The sequence below is a fragment of the Salinimicrobium sp. WS361 genome (genome assembly GCF_050750585.1).
In the GTDB taxonomy this organism is placed as follows: Bacteria; Bacteroidota; Bacteroidia; order Flavobacteriales; family Flavobacteriaceae; genus Salinimicrobium.
Genome location: NZ_JBOJLM010000009.1, coordinates 45,530 through 62,165 on the forward strand (window position 1 = coordinate 45,530; position 16,636 = coordinate 62,165).

Annotated in this window: 15 protein-coding genes; all 15 read right to left on the minus strand. The window is 33.2% G+C overall.

The window, feature by feature from the left end; genetic code table 11:
- A complete protein-coding gene (locus tag ACQ93I_RS10685; RefSeq protein ID WP_431698515.1) occupies nt 1-858 on the minus strand; it encodes a GNAT family N-acetyltransferase in 858 nt (285 codons plus the stop codon).
- Nucleotides 852-1,958, minus strand: a complete 1,107-nt coding sequence (locus tag ACQ93I_RS10690) for a glycosyltransferase family 4 protein (protein ID WP_431698516.1) — start codon at nt 1,956-1,958, stop codon at nt 852-854. The genes ACQ93I_RS10685 and ACQ93I_RS10690 overlap by 7 nt, the downstream gene beginning before the upstream one ends.
- Nucleotides 1,955-2,797: a polysaccharide deacetylase family protein gene (locus ACQ93I_RS10695; protein ID WP_431698517.1), complete on the minus strand. Its 843-nt coding sequence runs from the start codon at nt 2,795-2,797 to the stop codon at nt 1,955-1,957. The genes ACQ93I_RS10690 and ACQ93I_RS10695 overlap by 4 nt, the downstream gene beginning before the upstream one ends.
- A gap of 20 nt (nt 2,798-2,817) precedes the next feature.
- Entirely contained in the window at nt 2,818-3,738 is a 921-nt protein-coding gene (locus ACQ93I_RS10700) for a glycosyltransferase family 2 protein (RefSeq protein WP_431698518.1), read from the minus strand.
- A complete protein-coding gene (locus ACQ93I_RS10705; protein ID WP_431698519.1) occupies nt 3,728-4,858 on the minus strand; it encodes a glycosyltransferase family 4 protein in 1,131 nt (376 codons plus the stop codon). The genes ACQ93I_RS10700 and ACQ93I_RS10705 overlap by 11 nt, the downstream gene beginning before the upstream one ends.
- A complete protein-coding gene (locus tag ACQ93I_RS10710) occupies nt 4,855-5,739 on the minus strand; it encodes a glycosyltransferase family 2 protein (protein WP_431698520.1) in 885 nt (294 codons plus the stop codon). Before ACQ93I_RS10710 ends, ACQ93I_RS10705 begins: the two co-directional genes overlap by 4 nt.
- A 9-nt stretch (nt 5,740-5,748) precedes the next feature.
- Nucleotides 5,749-6,837, minus strand: a complete 1,089-nt coding sequence (locus ACQ93I_RS10715; RefSeq protein WP_431698521.1) for a TDP-N-acetylfucosamine:lipid II N-acetylfucosaminyltransferase — start codon at nt 6,835-6,837, stop codon at nt 5,749-5,751.
- Complete coding sequence (locus tag ACQ93I_RS10720) at nt 6,834-8,279, minus strand: MOP flippase family protein (RefSeq protein ID WP_431698522.1); 1,446 nt, start codon at nt 8,277-8,279, stop codon at nt 6,834-6,836. Before ACQ93I_RS10720 ends, ACQ93I_RS10715 begins: the two co-directional genes overlap by 4 nt.
- 7 nt (nt 8,280-8,286) lie before the next feature.
- Nucleotides 8,287-9,426: a dTDP-4-amino-4,6-dideoxygalactose transaminase gene (gene rffA / locus ACQ93I_RS10725; protein ID WP_431698523.1), complete on the minus strand. Its 1,140-nt coding sequence runs from the start codon at nt 9,424-9,426 to the stop codon at nt 8,287-8,289.
- Nucleotides 9,427-9,430: 4 nt separating this feature from the next.
- Nucleotides 9,431-10,060, minus strand: a complete 630-nt coding sequence (locus tag ACQ93I_RS10730) for an acetyltransferase (RefSeq protein ID WP_431698524.1) — start codon at nt 10,058-10,060, stop codon at nt 9,431-9,433.
- Nucleotides 10,057-11,175, minus strand: a complete 1,119-nt coding sequence (locus ACQ93I_RS10735) for an ATP-grasp domain-containing protein (RefSeq protein WP_431698525.1) — start codon at nt 11,173-11,175, stop codon at nt 10,057-10,059. Before ACQ93I_RS10735 ends, ACQ93I_RS10730 begins: the two co-directional genes overlap by 4 nt.
- Nucleotides 11,175-13,061: a DCC1-like thiol-disulfide oxidoreductase family protein gene (locus ACQ93I_RS10740; protein ID WP_431698526.1), complete on the minus strand. Its 1,887-nt coding sequence runs from the start codon at nt 13,059-13,061 to the stop codon at nt 11,175-11,177. The genes ACQ93I_RS10735 and ACQ93I_RS10740 overlap by 1 nt, the downstream gene beginning before the upstream one ends.
- A 25-nt stretch (nt 13,062-13,086) precedes the next feature.
- Complete coding sequence (gene rfbA / locus ACQ93I_RS10745) at nt 13,087-13,947, minus strand: glucose-1-phosphate thymidylyltransferase RfbA (RefSeq protein ID WP_431698527.1); 861 nt, start codon at nt 13,945-13,947, stop codon at nt 13,087-13,089.
- A gap of 238 nt (nt 13,948-14,185) precedes the next feature.
- The gene (locus ACQ93I_RS10750; protein ID WP_431698528.1) at nt 14,186-15,133 is read right to left on the minus strand and encodes a hypothetical protein; all 948 of its coding nucleotides are present in this window, start codon (nt 15,131-15,133) and stop codon (nt 14,186-14,188) included.
- Nucleotides 15,134-15,136: 3 nt separating this feature from the next.
- Nucleotides 15,137-16,579, minus strand: a complete 1,443-nt coding sequence (locus tag ACQ93I_RS10755; protein ID WP_431698529.1) for an MBOAT family O-acyltransferase — start codon at nt 16,577-16,579, stop codon at nt 15,137-15,139.
- Nucleotides 16,580-16,636 lie beyond the last annotated feature (57 nt).

The window sequence follows — 16,636 nt, forward strand, 5'->3', positions numbered from 1 at the left end:
TTATAATTTTCCTTCCAGGTCTCCTAAAGAGAAAATAATTCTACTACCGATACTGAAAGAATCATTCCTAACCACCACCACCGATTTTTTTCGATTGAATTCAAAAATAAAAAGTCCATCCAGAGTATCATTTGGATAATAATAGCTTAAAAAGGTACTTTCGATATTCGCCAAATATCTGAGTAATTCTTTTAGTTCTTTTTTTTCACCAAAAACTTCCTGAATCACCATTTGATTCTGTCTACTTGTTGTTGCTATGCTGTAAATAATAAAGGAATTTTTATAATGTGCGATTTTATAATTTTCATCTTGAAACCTCCATTTAAGGTAATCTTTGTTTTTCAGTGTTTCCCAGGTATTATTAGGTGAATTAATATTTTCAGGAAAGCTTCCAAAATTTAAATTTCCCACTGAGAAAGCAGGGAATATAATTCCAACTTTAAAATATTTAGGACTCTTTTGTTCCCATCCCATTTTCAAATAGCCTGATAAACTATTTTGATTAGGTGTATTAAAAATCAAATCATAGTTTCCCTTACATTCTTCGAGTCCCCTTTGAGTAAGTATTTTAAAAAGACCTTTTCCTCTATATTCACGATCTATTATGGTATCTACAGGTCTAATTGCTGTAAGAATTTTATTTTCTTTTTTATTGATGAATTTCCAAAACATAAACATCCTTAGGCCTATAATTTTTCCCTGATCTGTGGCTACTAAACCATAGGACTCACCAAAAGGATTTTCTAAATGCTTCCAACGGAAGAAAGCTTCTGTGTAAGAACTATCAAGTCCATTTTGAATGAGTTTTACGGCATCTCCTATATCTCGTTGATAATCTATCCCGCGAAAATCTAACATAACTTCTGATATAATTCTAACATACGTGCGTTATTTTCAGACTCCATAAATTTTTTCTGAAAATTTTTCAGACTTTCCTTCCCATAAATTATTCGCTCTTCTGGATTGTCAAGAAAATATTTAATGGCTTCAGCAATACTTTCTACATTTTCAACCTCAAAAAAACGTGCATTCTGATTTTCATTGACTACTTCCCTTAAAACGGGAATATCATTACAAGCAATAGGTAAAGCAGCAGACTGAGCTTCAATTAGGGCACCTCCCAGGCCTTCATATAAAGAAGGAAAAACAAAAATATCAGACTTTAAAAGTTCATATGGAACTTCGTGACTAAATCCTCGTAAATTTACTACATCCTCAAGTTGATGTTCTTCAATATAGGACTCTAATTCGGGGGTCACCTTACCAACTCTGCCATAAATATCCAGGGAAAATTGATAGCCTCTTTCTTTTAAAAGCTTTACCGCCCTTAATAAATACAATTGCCCTTTTTGAAATTCATGCCTTCCAACATTAATTAATCTAGGAATATCATTCTTTTCATTATGCATATGTTCCTCGATTAAATCTTCTCGCCCCCGGTAAATTACAGTGAATTTAAATTCACTCAAACCTAATTCATTAATATAATGATCTTTAACCGTTTGAGTAATACTATGAAAATGATCTACAAATCTCTTTCCGCTTATCCGGTCAATTATTTTATAAATACTTAATACTTTAGCATTTACTCTTTTGTCCTTAAACCGGGCAGGTGAATAGGTTGTATTTACCAGACTTTCCAAATGAGTGAACTTGGTAAATAATTTAGCAAAACGTGTTCTTAAATTACTTCGGAATAATATGCTGTGCACTACACAATACTTCCCTCTCTTTATAGTAGCTGCAATTTCTCTGGTTTGGTTATAGAATCCTGAACTTTTTACGAATTGTACATCGTAAGATTTTTCTTGCAACTGTTGCTGTACACCGACTTCTTTTTTATCCAGACAAAAAATGGTAAAAGCTATTTTTTTTTCTGTTAAATAATCAGACATAACAGCGGTGGAGCGTTCTGCCCCCCCTGACCCTAAACTATCAATAACAATTAGGATTTTCATTTCTTGAATCTTCCGGTTAATTTTGCTGCTAATCGTGTTAACGGTAATATGCGCGTATGCCAGCCGCTTAAGATAAGTTTGAATTTCCAAATAGGAGTAGTGTCATTCACTATTAATCGAGAAATTCTTAATGATTTTTCTATATTTTTATTAATCCTATGATCAAACAGAAAGGCTTGGTTTATTCCGTGATTTTTAAGAATAATTTCATCCCTGGCAGAAAAGTTTCCGTTCGGATAGGCAAATATATTGGGAGTAAAACCAAAAAATTTTAATTTATTTGTAGATAGTGTTAATTCCTTTACCAGTTCCTCTTGAGTGCATTGGTCAAACATGGGATGGGTATGTGAGTGATTTGCAATTATAATACCTGCATCCTGCATTTCTTTAAGTTGAGCCGAAGTAAGCTGCTTGTATTTCAAGGGTGATTTAATAGATGTATTTCGTAATTTCTTCAAAAAAGATTCCCGTTCAATGTTCGGCCAGGACTTTACCTCCCAAACTTTTTTGTTTCCTGCTTCCTTGCCTAAATAATATTCTATTTCATCCCACCAGAATGGCCTTTGAGAATTAATAAGTCCAGTAATTACAAAAATAGTGGCCGGGATCCCAAGTTTTTTTAATATTGGGAAAGCCTTGTGATACAAACTGCTATCGCCGTCATCAAAAGTGATTAAAATAGGGTTCTTTGGTAATGCACCTAGGGAGATTGAGTCGCGTAAAGTATGTACGTCTAAAATCGTATATAAGCTTTTGAGCATAAGCATTTGCTGTTCGAATTGAACACTATCTTGAATACTATGGTACGCCAATACCCTTAATTTATTACTACCAGCCAACAAACTTATCTTTTGAATTATTAATACCTCGAAAACTTACGATGAAAATCTTTAGCTTTTTCCAGACTAAATATTTCATAAAGGCCAAATGTTATAAATACTTTGAATAAAATTTTAAAGTTGCTTTTAGGAATTTTTTTAAAATAGTTCCTTGCCACATCCTTGTGAGCCAAATGATAGTTTAGCCACATTAATTTATAATAAAATCTTTGTTTAAGTTTAATGTTCTTTTCAATTACTGGAAAATGTTGATCAAGAAAAATATTATAGGCCATGGCTACTTTTTTGAAATTTTTAGAGAGCCGATCTTCATTATCCTTTTCTATATTTATAAGTATTTTGGGTATTATTTCATATTCAAACTGTTGGGTAAGTCTTAAAAAAAAATCGGTGTCTTCTGCAGCTGGAAGAGCCTCATTGAAATATCCGACTCTTTCAAAAATTTCTTTTTTAAATGTAATTCCGGAATTAGTGCCAATATGCAGCGAATGCAAGAAAGTAATATAGGCGTTTTCCTTCCTTAGGGGTTGCCAAATATTTTCGCTGGACTTTCCTGCTTCGAAATACCGAACACCGGTCCAGGAAAAACCTACAGAAGATTCTGCCGTGCTCAATCCTTTAAAGGTTTCCTCCAAAAATTCCGGAGCATAAAAATCATCACTATCAAGCAAAGAAATATAATCCCCTTTGCTATGTTTGATTCCGTAATTCCTGGCAGCCGCGGCCCCGGAATTCTTTGGCATTTGCAACAATTTAAGGCGGGCATCTTTCACCCCGGCAATGACCTGCCGTGAATTATCGGTAGAACAATCATCCACAACAATAATTTCAAAATTGGTATAGGTTTGTTCCAGTACACTTGAAATTGCCGTACGTATAACTTCTTCCCTATTAAAATTAGGTATAATAATACTAAACAGAGGAAAATAACTAGTTTGCATATTCTGTTATTTTTCTCACAATGTTCTTAAAACCTTCTTTCTCTTTTGCAGGTGAGAAGTACTCCTGAATCCGATTTCTAGCATTTTCCCCCATTTTTTTACGAAGATCATCATCCATAAACAGGTCGTAGAATTTTTGTGCATGGGTATTAATGTCTCCCGGTTCAATTAGAAAACCCGTTTCATTATGAACTACGCTATCTTTAACCCCGGCACTGCATCCGGTTATGACCGGTAAACCGTATGACATTGCCTCTATAATAGTAACTCCAAATGCTTCAACTTGATTTGTGTATTGGTCTTTTTTATTATGGGCTGTAAATATATCTGAAGAACGGTACAAATTTTCTGCTTCTTCTTTATTCACCCACCCTAACAAATCAATTCTTTCAGAATACTTTGAAGATTTTACCCTGCTATAACATTCTTCTTCCAATTCACCGCCTCCTGCCATAATTAATTCCGCATCCACTCCCATTTCACAAGCTTGTTCAAAGGCTTCAATTACTTCAATTGGACCTTTAAAATCTACCAATCTACCTAAATACAATATTTTAAATTTCCCTCCTTCTTCTTTTTTATATATAGGTTCAACATTTTTCCCGAAATGATTAATAAAAATTCGCTCTTCAGGTATGTCTTGCAATAACAATTGATTTTTAGTAAAAGTGGAATTAGCAATAAAAAATGCTGTATGTGATATTTCTTTTAATTCATCAAAATAGTTTTGGGAATGAAAAGCGTTCCCTTTACTATCTAACAAATCCCACATAACATCTTTCCCATGGCAATGAATAATTGAAGGGTTTTGTGATTCTTTTATGAACTCCTTTACTTTTAAGGCAACTCCTATAAAATGAATATAATTTACTGTAGTCCAATATTCCCCTTCAACTTTACTAATCAAATAAGGATAAAGATACTTTCTATTAAGATTTTCATCCAGCCGTCTAATTATTTTGGCATGATATGGATTTAGGAGTTCCTGTTTCCAGGAAATTCTGTTGGAATCGGGCTCATTGGTAACAATACAGGCAATTTCTTCCTGGTAATTTTCAAGCAATCGAAATAACCACTCTGATTTTATGCGTAGTGAATGACAAATTAAAAGTATTTTCATATTATTTTTTTAGTAAAATAAATAGAATCAAGAATGAGCTTAAAATTACTGTAGATATGTTTAAATTCACCTTTTTTTAAACTTTTTACCGTATAGAACAACATAGATTTTAATAAGTAAAGTTCTATTTTTCTGTTATGGCTCTGAGAATTCTTTAAATAGGTTAAGGCCAGATAGCGAGCATATATCTGATTATGTGCGAATTCAGCATAGGTTCTCTTGCTACCCATTCTTGCCTGATGATCTCTGACTAGGACTCCTACTTCATTTACTACCGAAACCTTTAAATTCTTAGAAAGCATTTTTATGATCATCAAAAATTCTTGGGAATTCCGCAAGTTTTCGGCAAAAGGTTGAGTGCCTATAACATTAGATTTCCACAACCCATCATTATTGGAAAACCTTATTTTACCGAAGATAAAATCTTGTAGTAGCGTATCGGAAAGTTTAAAATTATCATGCCAGTAATCACCTTTAATAACCTTATTCCTTTCAGTATTACTTGAAAAAAAACGTGACCGGCAGAAACTCACCTCACTTTTATTTTGCTCAAGGTTTTCTAATTGTAATTCTAAACAATGTGGCTGTAATAGGTCGTCGGAATCCAACCATTTAATATATTCTCCTGAAGACATTTCATAACCATAATTCCTGGCTGCATTACCACCTGGTAGCTTATCTTCCGGTCTTTTAAGGTATTTTATCCTAGGATCTGATAGAAAGGGCTCAATCATCTCCGCAGTATTATCAGTAGAACCATCATCCACAATAATAATCTCCCAATTTTTGTGAGTTTGGTTAACTACGGAGGACAGGGTATCGGCTATTAAATTCGCTCTATTATAACTAGGAATAATTATAGAAATTAAAGGATATTTCATTTTCTATTTTTACGTTAATACGGAGTAATAATAATAATCTATAGCCTCTTCACTCAACCTATCGTATAACAAGGAATTATCATGAATCATTTCGTCCGTTTTTAACAACCTATCCAAATTGCAAAAGACATTTTGGACTTTAAAGTCGGAGTACATTTTATACAATGTAGATTTTGGATGAAGTAGTACTCTTTTTCGATATTCTAATAAACCAATTGTGTTCGAATAAGCTTGCTGCCGAATATGGTAAAAAATTCCTACATCAACTGTTCTTAAAATTTCTTTATAATCATCCAAGGGGAGAAACTTCCTTAAAGGTATAAATTTCGAACCAAATAAAGTTGTTCCTACCCGTATTACTTCCTCAATATAGTCTTGTTTCCCAGAATAAGATAATGGACAAATTATTTCTGAAATATGATTTGAATATGGTTTTAATTTTATAAGAATATCTATGTGGTTATTTGTGGGATTAGCAGAATTACCCAATAAAATTTTTAATGCGTTATTAGAATATTTTTCTACACTAATTTTCTGGAAATTCTGATTTATACCTGAGTAAGCAAAAAAAACATGTTTCATTTTAAATTTATGGGACAAATTTTTAATTAAATCAAAATCGCCCTGAACTTGGTTACAGCAATAATCTATTTTTCGTAATGCCTTATTTAGTTTTATTTCGAACAAGAAATTTCTAAATTCATACCATTTCAAAAGTAGAGAACTCCTCGTATTTCTTTTTTTTAAAAAATCAACTGTTGAAGGTAAGTACAACTGTTTTTTCATTTTCGGATGTCTGTATCCATCCCAGCCCCAAAAAAACCAATATATTTCTATATTATTTGGCAATAAATCAAGAAATTTCATTGATGTATTTGTAAGATTGTGAATATATACTCGATCAATTTTATTTCTTTGTAAGAAATCCTGAATATCATCATCTAATCCCATTCGCAAAACCCCTTCTGATTTTATATATTGTAAAGGTTTATCCTTATTTAAGTAAACAAATTTTTGCCCTTTTATATTCAATTTTTTAACTCTGTCCATAAAATAATCTGCATAAAAGGGAGAGTCCTGTAATAAATGAAGATTCATAATTTTTCTTTTATAAGCACTATTGCTTCTTGATAAGCCTTCGGTTTAAAAACTACTAAAAGTAAAACATAGCTTATACTACCGATTAACACTAGTAAAGTCAGATTTAAAAAATGATTTTCAAATTGAACAAATTGAGATACAACTTTTAGACTAATAATACTTATTAAGGTATAGACAAAATAAGGTAGGATATTCAAGTATATTCTTAGAGGTTTTAAATTTAGTAATCTAGAAATATATCTCCATTCAATAAAACAAGCTACAATACTAGTAATAGTATATCCATAAACCAAACCCATTAATCCATATGAGAAAAGCCCTATTGTAATGCCTAGAATCATGAATGTTTTTGTAAAAATTCCTACTTGCAGCATTAATTTAGTTTTGCCCTGTGACAAATAGATATTTCCACTCAAGGTCGAAATCGATTGGAATGCTCCTAGCACACAAAGAACTTTAAAGATAGGAACACTTGCAATCCATTTATTACCATATAAAAACAAGATTAAATCATTTGAAGCAAAAAAAAGAATTCCCATTAAAGGGAATGAAATCATTCCTATTACTCCAGAAATTTTCAAGTAAATTACCCCTATCCGGTCAACTTCATCTTGAATAAGTGAAAAAGAAGGAAACATGACTTTTGTAATAGTTCCCGATAATTGTCTAACAGGAAGTAACATTAGGGTGTAAGCCTTACTGTAATAACCTAAATCTGCCTTACCCAACACTTTACCAATCAATAAATAATCGACATTTCTTACCCAATAATTAATACTGGCATCAGCAATTAGAGGCATGCTAAAAGATTTCATCCCTGCTAATGCATATCTAGAAAAACGAAATCTAGGCTTCCACCCAGTAAAATAAAACACTAAAATAAGACTCATAACCTGCATAGAAAGGTTCTGAGCCACTAAACTCCAATAAGAAAAGCTGAAATAGGCTAAAACTATAGCTATACTTCCACTTACAACAACCGCTAAAAATTCTATAATAAAAATATTTTTAAATCTCATTTTTTTATATAGAATATTGTTCGGAACAATCAAAATACTGTTCAGGATAAAACTTACAGATATTACTCTTGCGATTTGAATCAGCTTAGGTTCCTCATAAAAATAAGATATTAATGGACCGCAAAAAAAAACCAGTAATGCTAAGACAATTCCTATAATAACATTTAACCAAAAAACAGAATCATATTCTATTTCTTCTACATTTTTTTTTTGTACCAAAGCAGCACCAAACCCAAAATCTTTAAGAATGAATAAAAAACCTGTGGCTACGGTAATCATTCCTATTAGTCCGTAATCCTCCGGTAATAATAGTCTAGCTAGTACAGCACCTATGGCTATCTTTAAGATTAATTTCAGTATTTGTGATGAAAGTGACCACGAAATACCGCTTAAAGTATTTTTTTTAAAATTATCAGGCATTTAATAACTAGTTTACCGAAGATTTGAGGCAAGAGATAATAAATTGTAGTTCGTTTTTTTCTAATTCATAATAGAAAGGTATCCTAATTAAACAATCTGAATAATAATCTGAAAAAGGTAATTCCTTACCTGTATATTTCGCTTTATAGAATTTGCTTTTATGCAAGCTTAAGTAATGAAAAACTGCTAAAATATCACTACTTTTTAAATGATTTAAAATTTTTTTTCTTTGTTTTGTATTTTTACAGACTATATAGAACATATGAGCATTATTCGTGGCATATTCTGGAATACTTGATAGCCTTAAATCATGCGTTTTACACCAATGCGATAATTCGTCAAAATAAAAATTCCAAATTTCTTTTCTTCTATTTTGAATGTTTTCTAGTTTTTCAAGTTGTGCCCATAAAAAAGCAGCGTTTAACTCTGAAGGCAAAAAAGAAGATCCAACATCTACCCAGCCATATTTATCAACTTCTCCTCTAAAAAAAGCAGATCTATTGGTGCCTTTCTCCCAAATTATTTCAGCTCGATCTGTAAATCTACCGTCATTTATAACAAGCATTCCGCCTTCTCCCGAAATAATATTTTTTGTTTCGTGAAAAGAAAAAGCAGCAAAGTGACCAATAGAACCTAAAGCCCTTTTCACTCCATCTTTGCCGGTATAAAAACTATCAATGGCCTGGGCAGCATCTTCGATTACAACGAGATTGTATTTAGTTGCTAATTCCATGATGGTATCCATATCACAGGCTACTCCTGCATAATGAACCGGCACAATTACCTTGGTTCTTATGCTAATAACAGATTCTATTTGGCTTTCATCCATCCCAGGATGATCGGGCCTGCTATCAATAAAGATTATTTTAGCTCCTCTTAAGATAAAGGCGTTGGCAGTGGAAACAAAAGTATATGAGGGCATTATTACCTCATCTCCTACTTTAATGTCAGCCAATATTGCTGCCATTTCAAGGGCATCTGTACAAGATGTGGTAAGTAAGCATTTCCTGAAATTATATTTATCTTGAAAAAAGTTTTGACATAAGTTGGTATAATAGCCGTTCCCCGAAATTTTTCCTCTTGAAACAGCATCCTTTATATATTCAATTTCGTTTCCTGTTAAATAAGGCTTATTAAATGAAATCATAGTTTTAATTTATAAATCTAGCTGGATTACCAACATACAACCCGGACACTTTTAAATTTTTTATTACTACCGTTGCTCCTCCTAGCTGTACATTATCACATATGGTAATATTGTCAATAATTGTTGAATTAATTCCTAAAACACATTGTTTACCAATTTTCACAAAACCAGCCATTCCAACCCTCGGAGATATAAATGAATGAGATTTTATGACTGAATCGTGAGAAATTACAACCCCAATGTTTACAAGAATATTATTGTGTAACACTACATTTTTATCAATTATACAACCGGGGTAAATTATAAGCCCGCTACCCATCTTGACTGTTGAATCAATTATACAAGAAGAATGAATGATGTTAGCGAAAGGAATAGTTCCATTATATTTATTGAAAAACTCCCCTCGGGCATTCATATGTTTGTAGCCTATACCTATTATAAGTTCATCAAAAAAATTTTGATTATATAACGAAAGAATCTCGGAGGTTTTACCTAAAACTTCATACCCATTTATTTTCTTCTTTGAAGTAAAATCATCAAAAAAAATAATATTACTGAATTTTTGTTCTTGCTTTGCCAGATGGGCAATTTGTTGCCCCAATTGTCCAGAACCAATAATTGCTAGAGTGCTCATAACAACTTCGGTTTATTTTCAGCACAATAAATTAAATAACCAGATCTATCATTGCTGTTTGTTACATATTTCAACTCTTCATTTTGAATTTCCTTTTGTACATCAAAATTATTTTTAAGGATAAAATAAGGTTTAATTTTTTCTGATTCTTTACACAGGAAATAAACTCCAGAGAATGTACGCTTATTAAAATGGGGCACCGTAAATTTATTTAAGGCTACAAATATAACTGCTTCCAAAAAATCATAGCCGGTAGAAAGCTCAACTAAGTGAGAACCAATAAAGTCTCCGCCCATTCTTGCTCCAACCTCAACAACATAAGCCTTATTATTTTTTCCTATTTTTATTTCTGTATGCCCTGCTCCATATTCAACTTTAAGACTGTTGAGAGCCTGATTGGTTAGTGCTACTATATCTTCAAGAATTTCCTTGTTTTTCCCGGAAGGTTGATGGTGTTCCAGTTCAACAAAATGCGGCGGACCGGTAGTTACTTTATCTGTTACTGCCAAGATATAATGCTCCCCCTGCCAGGAGATACTCTCTACGCTTACTTCGTCACCAACTATATATTCCTCAATAATTGCAGTACTCGACAGCGATTCCTCTAAGGCCATATTTACAGCACTTTCCAGCATCTCCGGATTATAAACTTTATTAATACCTCGGCTTCCAGACCTGTCTACAGGTTTAACAATTACCGGAAAATCCAGCTCTTCAAGAAACTTTTCTTCATGCTTTTCTACAATCAAAAATTTTGGACTACTCACGTCTTCATTATGGAAACAACCTCGCATAAGCCCTTTATTTGTAGCCCATAAAGCGGTTTGATAAGAATTGGAAATTAAATTTAACTTTTCGGCCACGTAAGAAATTGTAGGTACTGCTATATCGGTAGCGATAGTTGTTATACCATTTATTTTTATATCTCTACAATACTGCAATATTATTTCCTTATCTAGTACAGAAACCGGATAAAAATGATCACAATATTTCTTGCATACCGCTCCTTCTTCCCAGGCAAAACAATGGGTTTCGATACCCATATCCTTGGCTTTTTTCACCAGAGGTAATTGCAGATAACTTGCTCCTATTATAGCTAACTTAGGCTTGAGCATTATAGACTTTCAATATATTTTATATTTTCATAAAACTCTTTATCCTTCCAGGTGACATAACCACCTGAAAGCCACGGATTATCAAGTTGGTTTTGTAAAAAATCTTTTTCCCATCCAGTTGGAGTACTATTTTTCTTTACTTTTATCTCAAATCGCGCTGATTCCAAATCTATTTCATTCTTGAACGCCCAAAAGGCAGTAATATCTCTTATACCTTCAGCTAAATCCTCTTCATTGATATTTGCTGAATTTATTCTAAAACCCCATTTTGCCCATATAGGACCTACCTGCCATGGTCCTAAAGTTCCATCTGGGTTTGTAATGGGAAGCCAAATGTCATTTCTACTTTTATAAACTATTGCTAAGGTATGATTGTAGCCATCAAAATGGTCATTTACGAAAACGGCGTGTGTGGTTATACCAAATAACCTTTTACTAAAAGACCTAATAAGGATAGAACTATGATTTAGCAGTTTTTCAGTCTGTCCGACATTGGAATTAATGGAAGAATATAATCTAACCATAGTATCAGAGTGAAGTGTGACATTAATCTGCAGTAATGCCAAGAAAACACATCCAATAAAAATCATAGAAACTTTAAGATCAATCAATTTCAATCCTTTTGTAAGTTTCATCTCATCATTGGAGGCAGGAAACGCCGGAGGAGTAAAACCACAATTCTCTTCTGTACAGCGTTCTACATACCTATTTTCAGCTACCTTTCTATAAACCCATTTGCCAAGATGATAAATTCCTGGAATACGTAATATAATATATAAAGGAAAAAGAAAAACTATATATTTAAAAGAAGCCCTATAGGTATCTATTCCGTATAGAATTTTATGTGATCTAGTGATCGAATATATGTTATTTAAAAGATCTTCTTTAGAACGATCCTTTAAGCGCTCATCTTCAAATCCATAAGTTTGTACACCTTTAAACTCTATTGCTTTTAAATAATCAAAATGTCCCAGTACGATTTTAGTTCTATTACATAAGGGACATTCCTCATCATAATAAAAAACTAGTTTCGGGCTCTTAAAAGTTATTTTAGACCTGCACCATACCCAAAAACTAACGGGTACCATTAATAAGTATAAAGCTATCATTCCTAAGCCAAACCTCGGGATAGGAAAAAATAATACTATTCCCAAATGCAAGCCAATGCCAATTATAAGTAAAGGTATTCTCCAATACTTTCTATAAAAAGTAAGAATGAAAATAGTTTCAAAAATTAGTGTTACATAACCCAAGAATAGCATTAACCATTTCTGATTCAGAATCCAAGTTAAGTTAACGTGAGTAATTTGCGGTACTGAAGATGGTAGCCAGACACCAAGTCCCTGTAGCCAAAGTGGAGAGGAAAACTTATAAAAAACTGAATCGAAATAAGTAAATCCTATTCCTAATAGTATAAAAATGTAATAATTTAAAACTGAAGTCTTACGACTGGGAGTATAATCAAATCTAGTATTAGAATACTTTAACTTTTTAATTAAATTATCTAAAGAAAATACTTTATGAGTATTCAGGAATATTAAAAGAAAATTTATCGCCATATATATATAATACATATGATATTCGTAAGTATCTATAGTGGCAATAAAAACTAACGAGAATATATAATTAATAATTGCAGATTGTTTCGTAAAAAGTCCAAAAACAAGAAAAACTACAGATAGCATCCATAAAATTAAAGGAATTCCATAACTTATTTCAGCCGGCTCTAAATAAGGTATTTTATCAAAAATCAAATGCCTATAATAATATAACTGGACAATATCACATAACAAAACCACACCATAAAGAACCCTAAAAATAGCAAGACCAGAAGCATCTATTTTCTTATTATAAGCTTTCTTGAAAAGGTTGAAAAATTTGCCCATTTGAAGTGTAATAATTAATTTATAATCACTTGATTATTTCTTCTAAATAAACGCCGTACTTACTTTTCCCATATTTTTTAATGGCCTTTTCAAACTTTTCTTGGGTAATAAATTTATGAATCAGGGCTACTTCCTCTATACATCCAATCATAGTACTTTGTCTGTTTTGCAATACTCGTATAAACTCTGTAGCATCATCTAGAGACTCTACCGTACCGGTGTCAAACCAACTCATCCCTCGCGTCATCACTCCTACCTCTAAAGCACCTTCATCCAGGTACATTTGGTTTATGGTAGAAATTTCCTTTTCACCCCGAGCTGATGGCTCTACGTTTTTGGCATATTCAACAACCCGATTATCATAAAAATAAAGACCAGGAACAGCATACTTAGATTTTGGCGTTTCTGGTTTTTCTTCTATACTAATAGCCTTATAATTTTCATCAAACTCTACCACTCCATAACGCTGGGGATCCTTTACATGGTAAGCAAAAATTGAAGCACCGTCTATATCTACCTTACTTCGCAAAAGACTGCCAAGCCCATTTCCATGAAAAATATTATCTCCAAGTGCCAGGGCAACCTTCTCATCTCCAATAAATTCTTCCCCTATAAGAAAAGCTTCTGCCAACCCATTAGGTTCTTCTTGTACTGCATACTCGAACTTACAACCTACCTGCGATCCATCTCCCAATAGTTTTTTAAATGATTCCTGGTCGTGTGGGGTGGTAATAAACAGAATTTCCTTAATTCCGGCAAGCATGAGTACCGATAACGGATAATAGATCATTGGTTTATCATACACCGGTAATAGTTGTTTACTAACGGCTATAGTTATGGGATAAAGGCGGGTTCCCGATCCACCAGCGAGGATAATTCCTTTCATTATTGATTATGTTTAATAGAGTAGATAAAATTATTTTATTTTAATTAGCTCAACGATTCCTGGTGATTTACGACTTCTAGACTTGAACACCTGCAAGCATAATCTTCGTATTATAAAAGAGTTTTTTAAAATGATTGCAAATATACAGGTTCAGATTCCTTTAGCTAAAGGTTTTTATCATAAAGAAATGTGAAAGGAAAGGCAAAAGAGTATAGCACTAAAAAGGAAGCCATATCTTCTATATATCATCTTCGTTTTTTTGCATTCCAACAGACCTGCTCTTTATCGCTTGATTAATATACATTTCCTTTTGAGGGCTTTCCAGTAGTCCGGATTTGATCTGATCATTTAACCAGTTGGAAAAGATATTTGCTCCACCAGAGTTGAGGTGCTCCATATCTGCAAAATGTTCATTCTTAAGTGGAAAATTTGAGAAATCCAGAAACTCTATATTGCTAAAATTGGAAGATAAGATTTCCCGGAGAATTTCTTCATTATTTCGAGAATAACTGCTATGCAAGGGACTTCTAATAAGTAACACCTCTATATTTCTCTTTTCGCAGAAATCTATCAAACTTTTAAGGAAACTAATGTTCAACTCAGCAACTTTAGTGCTGGAACTCCTAACCCTCTGCTGCCTTAGAAGCGAATCAGGAAATTTAGCATTTAGATGTCTATAGCCTCCCAATTCCCCATTATAACTGAAGCCTCTTGTTAAATATGTGAGTCTTTTCCGGATGATTGGCAGCAGTGAATTTTTAAAGGTTTCCCGATTTTCATTGTAAAGGAAACTCACCTCCTTAAAACTCATAAATTGAATTCGCTGCGGTAAATAATATCCCATTTTCTCATCCCCAGTGATCCAAAGATCCTGTCCCGGTTCAATATTGTTATTCGTGAATTCAACTAGCACTATTTCAATTTGAGGATTGTTTTCCAAAACATACCGCATTTTATAAAAATTATAATTATACGCCTCTCCAGATGATGCCAGATTTACCAGTCCATCAATAAGAGAATCATTAATTGCAGTTTCGGGATGAGAATGACCCACAACAAGGATTCTTTTGTCGCTCCCTATGTCCCAATAACCAAGATTCTTCTCCAGAAGAAAAACAAGGACAAAAAAACCAATAAAGAGACAAGCGTATATAGTGAGCCTTCTAAGGAATATCTTTAATTCCATATATTAAAATTGAAAGTAAATAAATTCCTGTTTGGGAGCAGAAAATACAATAATAGCCAAAATAAGACTGTAATAAACAAGATGTCTTACCGGTCGTGCAATATTTAAATCTTCAAGGGGAAATTTCTTTTTCCTTCCCACCCACTCTATAATGACTAACAGAACAATTAAAAAAGCTGTTATTAAAGCATCCTTCTTACCCGGAAAATCAGGGAAAGTGAAAAAGGAAGCTGAAAAAATTTTTGAGATAAATTGAATTCCATGTGGAAGATCTTCTGCCCTGAAAAAACACCAGGTTAAAGTTATCATGAAGAAGGTGGCTACCATAGAGAAAAATTCCTGGAGTGTTGGTAATGATCTATTATGGGCAACGATCTTTAGATTTTTTCTATTCAAATTTTTCAGAAGTAAAGGAAAAAAGAAAAATGCGTTTAATCCTCCCCAGGCCAGGAACGTCCAGTTAGCGCCATGCCACAATCCACTAATTAAGAAGATTAAGAGAATATTCCTGACTGTCTCCAACTTAGAACCCCTGCTTCCACCTAAAGGGATATATAAATAATCTCTGAACCAGGTTGAGAGTGAGATGTGCCATCTCCTCCAGAATTCAGCAAAATCTCTCGAGAAATAGGGATAGGAAAAGTTCTGCATCAGGTTAATTCCAAAAAGTTTCGAGGTGCCAATTGCTATATCTGAGTAGCCTGAAAAATCTCCATAGATCTGAAAGGAGAAGAAAACAGCACCTAAAAGTAATGTGCTTCCGGAAAAACTCCCAGGATTGTCAAAGATAAGGTTAGCAAAAACAGCACAGTTATCTGCTATGACCATCTTTTTGAACAAACCCCAGAGAATCTGCCTCAGTCCCTCAACAGCCTCTTTGTAACTAAAAATCCGGAGTCTCTGAAACTGAGGGAGTAAATTAGTAGCTCTTTCAATGGGACCGGCAACTAATTGTGGGAAAAAGCCAACAAATGTAGCAAAAGAGATATAATCGTTTGTAGCATTTATTCTCTTCTTATAAACGTCTATTGTATAACTAAGGGTTTGAAAAGTATAGAAACTGATACCAACAGGAAGAATTATGTTCAGGGTATTAAACCCCAATATGGCCTGCAGTCCCGGAATAACGTCGTACAACGAGTCTAAAAAGAAATTAAAGTATTTAAAAAACCCCAACAATCCTAGATTTACCACCAAACTCATCCCAAGAAGAATTTTTCCACTACAGGGGCTTTTTTCTTTCTCTAAGGCTAGACCAATTAAAAAGTCCACTAAACTGCTGAAGATGATTAGAGAAAGAAATCTCCAATCCCACCACCCGTAGAAGAGATAACTAGCTGCCAATAACAAAACATTTTGAGATCGAGGAGTTTTACGGCAAACGAACCAGTAGAGTAGAAAGACAACAGGTAAAAAAACGGCAAAGTTGATTGAAGTAAAGGTCAATTCAATTCAATTTAATATCACAAGTAGGACATGATTAGTGGAATCCAGTTATTTAGG

What these genes read in the sequence shown, in the direction of transcription:
- ACQ93I_RS10685 (WP_431698515.1), bottom strand. Translation starts at nt 858, where the DNA reads ATGTTAGATTTTCGCGGGATAGATTATCAACGAGATATAGGAGATGCC.
- ACQ93I_RS10690 (WP_431698516.1), bottom strand. Translation starts at nt 1,958, where the DNA reads ATGAAAATCCTAATTGTTATTGATAGTTTAGGGTCAGGGGGGGCAGAA.
- ACQ93I_RS10700 (WP_431698518.1), bottom strand. Translation starts at nt 3,738, where the DNA reads ATGCAAACTAGTTATTTTCCTCTGTTTAGTATTATTATACCTAATTTT.
- ACQ93I_RS10705 (WP_431698519.1), bottom strand. Translation starts at nt 4,858, where the DNA reads ATGAAAATACTTTTAATTTGTCATTCACTACGCATAAAATCAGAGTGG.
- ACQ93I_RS10710 (WP_431698520.1), bottom strand. Translation starts at nt 5,739, where the DNA reads ATGAAATATCCTTTAATTTCTATAATTATTCCTAGTTATAATAGAGCG.
- ACQ93I_RS10715 (WP_431698521.1), bottom strand. Translation starts at nt 6,837, where the DNA reads ATGAATCTTCATTTATTACAGGACTCTCCCTTTTATGCAGATTATTTT.
- ACQ93I_RS10720 (WP_431698522.1), bottom strand. Translation starts at nt 8,279, where the DNA reads ATGCCTGATAATTTTAAAAAAAATACTTTAAGCGGTATTTCGTGGTCA.
- rffA (WP_431698523.1), bottom strand. Translation starts at nt 9,426, where the DNA reads ATGATTTCATTTAATAAGCCTTATTTAACAGGAAACGAAATTGAATAT.
- ACQ93I_RS10730 (WP_431698524.1), bottom strand. Translation starts at nt 10,060, where the DNA reads ATGAGCACTCTAGCAATTATTGGTTCTGGACAATTGGGGCAACAAATT.
- ACQ93I_RS10735 (WP_431698525.1), bottom strand. Translation starts at nt 11,175, where the DNA reads ATGCTCAAGCCTAAGTTAGCTATAATAGGAGCAAGTTATCTGCAATTA.
- ACQ93I_RS10740 (WP_431698526.1), bottom strand. Translation starts at nt 13,061, where the DNA reads ATGGGCAAATTTTTCAACCTTTTCAAGAAAGCTTATAATAAGAAAATA.
- rfbA (WP_431698527.1), bottom strand. Translation starts at nt 13,947, where the DNA reads ATGAAAGGAATTATCCTCGCTGGTGGATCGGGAACCCGCCTTTATCCC.
- ACQ93I_RS10750 (WP_431698528.1), bottom strand. Translation starts at nt 15,133, where the DNA reads ATGGAATTAAAGATATTCCTTAGAAGGCTCACTATATACGCTTGTCTC.